This is a genomic window from Bradyrhizobium sp. NBAIM08, from assembly GCF_020193935.1.
Classification (GTDB): Bacteria; Pseudomonadota; Alphaproteobacteria; order Rhizobiales; family Xanthobacteraceae; genus Bradyrhizobium; species Bradyrhizobium yuanmingense.
Map to the genome: position 1 here is coordinate 1 of NZ_JADYVR010000901.1, position 408 is coordinate 408.

The following is a 408-nucleotide window of genomic DNA, read 5'->3' on the forward strand; positions in this document are numbered from 1 at the left end:
TGGCCTCGCAGCGCTCGACGTTGCCGACTATGACGGTGACGGCGTCGATGAAGCTTTCCTCAGCACGGCCAGTCTGTACGACGGCTATCTGGCCACGTATGACTTTTCGGCCTCTGCCACTGAGTGGCAGTCTCCGCTCAATTACGCGAGCGCGGTCGCGGCCACTCATGCGGACATGACGGGAGACGGCGCCGCGGATTTCGTGGTCATTGGCGGGGACGGAAAAATTTCCGTCGTGGATCCCCTCCACTCCACCTCGGTCTGGCAGAGCACGACCCTGAACAACGGCGTCGACATCGGAGCGGCCGATATCAACCAGGACGGGCGTCCGGAACTGATCGCGTTGACGGGCGGTTTTCTCTACGTCTACGGCAATACGGCCTGGGGCGCGCCGTTCACGCAGTCGGC

1 protein-coding gene is annotated in these 408 nt (G+C 63.0%); it reads left to right on the forward strand.

What is annotated here, in order from left to right; genetic code table 11:
- Window positions 1-408: VCBS repeat-containing protein (locus tag I6F37_RS42625; protein WP_225154771.1), on the forward strand; the 408-nt coding region annotated here is incomplete at both ends.